The following is a 3,589-nucleotide window of genomic DNA, read 5'->3' on the forward strand; positions in this document are numbered from 1 at the left end:
GATGTCGGCTTTTGCCAAGGGCAATCATCATACCAATGGGACCCAAACTCGCTTGATGCCTAGCGCCTCGGAGCAACCCACTTGCCAACTTTCACGTGATGAAGCAAATATTCAGCGGTGCACTGAACTGGCTGAAAGTGGTGATGCCATTGCCCAAAACACCTTGGGCGAAATTTTTTACGGCGATAATTTGCTTTACCAAAAAGGGGATCACACTAAAGCACGACTATTATTTGAAAAAGCGGCCGCTCAGGGACTGGCTAAAGCACAATATAACTTAGGCTCAATGTACCGTGATGAATTAAACAACTTTCCGATTGCTTTAAGTTGGTTTGAAAAAGCTGCCGCTCAAGGCAATGTCGATGCCCAAAATAGCATTGGCTATATTTACGAAAACGCATCAGGCGGTAAAGCGCCTCGATTGTATATTTTTGACGAAAATGGCAACAATATCGACCCTGAGCTACCTAAAATCGAAGCACAATTTGCCCGATTCGACAAAATGAGCTTACCTATTGAATATTATCCCCGCGGAGTTTACCCCTTGAGTGAATATGGCCAAGGGGTCGAGCCTGATTTACAAAAAGCCATTGAATGGTACCAAAAAGCTGCCAACCAAGGGCATGCCCTAGCGCAAACCAATTTGGCTTATTTTTATCTATTTGGTATTGGGGTTGATAAAAATGAAAATCATGCCTTTAAACTCTATGAACAAGCCGCTAAGCAACAGTTTGTCCCTGCAATAAGGACATTAGCGTTTATGTATATGCAAGGCTTAGGTACCAAAGTCGATGAATATAAAGCCTTTACCTTACTTGAGCAAGCCTATCAATTGCAACCCGATGATAACTTATGGCAATTGATTGATGTAATAATGTCTAATCGATATGACTTTAATACTCAATTGAAGCGCCAAAAAACCAAATATCGCTCCCAATATAATAGTGCTCGTGAAAAGGTGAGCGATGAAGATTGGATCTATGATCGCTTTCATTTTCTTAATGGGTTTTATAACCTAAATATGCAGGAAGGGTGGGAAATACACATTTATGCAAAATGGCCAAGAAACACCTTTGATGTATTACTGGGCAATACAGTTGGCGAACTGTCAAAGCTAAAAGAGCGTTATTTAACCAAAGAAGCCATTCAAGGCAATCACATTATAATAACGTCGTTAAGTCACTATTATAAACGCGAAGAGCAAGATATTCCCCGTGCGCAATTATGGCGTAAATATGCATTAAAAATGGGGGCGGTTAATCACCCTAGCGAATGGTCAGGGTACCCACCGATAGAAGAAGATGAACTAAGAATGCATTAAAAGCGGATCATATCCGCTTTTAATTGTTTTTGTAACATGATTGCAAGGTGTTGCGATTGATCTTGCTTGCTTTGATCTTCGGTTTTTTAAGGTATTTATTGTTTGTTTTTTAATTTGTTACTACGTATTTTTGCTATACAATTAGCGAGGTTAACCGTATTAAAATTCATCAAAAATAGTTATAAATGGAATGAAAATGAAAAAAATCCCTTATGCGGTATTGGGGTTTGGTGTTGCCTTATTTGTGATGTCGGCTTTTGCCAAGGGCAATCATCATACCAATGGGACCCAAACTCGCTTGATGCCTAGCGCCTCGGAGCAACCCACTTGCCAACTTTCACGTGATGAAGCAAATATTCAGCGGTGCACTGAACTGGCTGAAAGTGGTGATGCCATTGCCCAAAACACCTTGGGCGAAATTTTTTACGGCGATAATTTGCTTTACCAAAAAGGGGATCACACTAAAGCACGACTATTATTTGAAAAAGCGGCCGCTCAGGGACTGGCTAAAGCACAATATAACTTAGGTTCAATGTATCGTGATGAGTTAAACAACTTTCCAGTTGCTTTAAGTTGGTTTGAAAAAGCCGCCGCTCAAGGCAATGTCGATGCCCAAAATAGCATTGGCTATATTTACGAAAACGCATCAGGCGGTAAAGCGCCTCGATTGTATATTTTTGACGAAAATGGTAACAATATCGACCCTGAGCTACCTAAAATCGAAGCACAATTTGCCCGATTCGACAAAATGAGCTTACCTATTGAATATTATCCCCGTGGAGTTTACCCTTTGAGTGAATATGGCCAAGGGGTCGAGCCTGATTTACAAAAAGCCATTGAATGGTACCAAAAAGCCGCCAGCCAAGGGCATGCCCTAGCACAAACCAATTTGGCTTATTTTTATCTATTTGGTATTGGGGTTGATAAAAATGAAAATCATGCCTTTAAACTCTATGAACAAGCCGCTAAGCAACAATTTGTCCCTGCTATAAGGACATTAGCGTTTATGTATATGCAAGGCTTAGGTACCAAAGTCGATGAATATAAAGCCTTTACCTTACTTGAGCAAGCTTACCAATTACAACCCGATGATAACTTATGGCATACCCTTAGGGTTATAATGTCTAATCAATATAAATTTAGAACACAATTAAAACATCAAGAAAGAAAATATCGTTCCAAAATTAGTGATAAAAAACATGCCAGTGATGAAGATTTGATTTGCAATAAATTTTTTTATCTAAAAGATTTTTATAATTTAAATATGATCTATGGTTCACGAATTATCGCTTTTACACTTTGGCCAAGAGACACCTTTGATATATTACTGGGCAATACGGTTGGCGAACAATCAACGTTAAAAGAGCGTTATTTAACCAAAAAAGCCATTCAAGGCAATCACATTATCATAACGTCGTTAAGTCACTATTATAAACGCGAAGAGCAAGATATTCCCCGTGCGCAGTTATGGCGTAAATATGCGTTAAAAATGGGGGCGGTTAATCACCCTAATGAATGGTCAGGGTACCCACCGATAGAAGAAGATGAACTAAGAATGCATTAAAAGCGGATCATATCCGCTTTTAATTGTTTTTGTAACATGATTGCAAGGTGTTGCGATTGATCTTGCTTGTTTTGATCTTCGGTTTTTTAAGGTATTTATTGCTTGTTTTTTTAATTTGTTACCACCGATTTTTGCTATACAATTAGCGAGGTTAACCATATTAAAATTCATCAAAAATCGTTATAAATGGAATGAAAAATGAAAAAAATCTCTTATGCTGTATGTGGGTTTTTTGTTGCCTTATTTGCTGTATCAGCTTTTGCCAAGGGCGATCATCATACAACCCAAACCACCTCAGCCTCTCATACCTTGGAACAATCCACTTGCCAACTTTCACGTAATGAAGCAAATATTCAACGGTGCACTGAACTGGCTGAAAGTGGTGATGCCATTGCCCAAAACACCTTGGGCGAAATTTTTTACGGCGATAATTTGCTTTACCAAAAAGGGGATCACACTAAAGCACGACTATTATTTGAAAAAGCGGCCGCTCAGGGACTGGCTAAAGCACAATATAACTTAGGCTCAATGTACCGTGATGAATTAAACAACTTTCCGATTGCTTTAAGTTGGTTTGAAAAAGCTGCCGCTCAAGGCAATGTCGATGCCCAAAATAGCATTGGCTATATTTACGAAAACGCATCAGGCGGTAAAGCGCCTCGATTGTATATTTTTGACGAAAATGGCAACAATATCGACCCTGA

General features: G+C 39.3%; 3 protein-coding genes. All 3 read left to right on the top strand.

Going from position 1 to position 3,589, the window contains the following annotated elements:
* Positions 1-1,321: tetratricopeptide repeat protein (locus A9G48_RS00360; protein WP_065575633.1), on the top strand; the 1,321-nt coding region annotated here is incomplete at its 5' end.
* 196 nt (positions 1,322-1,517) lie between these two features.
* The gene (locus A9G48_RS00365; RefSeq protein WP_065575634.1) at positions 1,518-2,885 is read left to right on the top strand and encodes a tetratricopeptide repeat protein; all 1,368 of its coding nucleotides are present in this window, start codon (positions 1,518-1,520) and stop codon (positions 2,883-2,885) included.
* A gap of 198 nt (positions 2,886-3,083) precedes the next feature.
* Positions 3,084-3,589, top strand: a 506-nt coding sequence (locus tag A9G48_RS00370) for a tetratricopeptide repeat protein (protein WP_141672925.1), incomplete at its 3' end; no start/stop codon positions are given.

Source organism: Gilliamella sp. wkB18, assembly GCF_001690875.1.
Lineage (GTDB): Bacteria > Pseudomonadota > Gammaproteobacteria > Enterobacterales > Orbaceae > Gilliamella > Gilliamella apicola_A.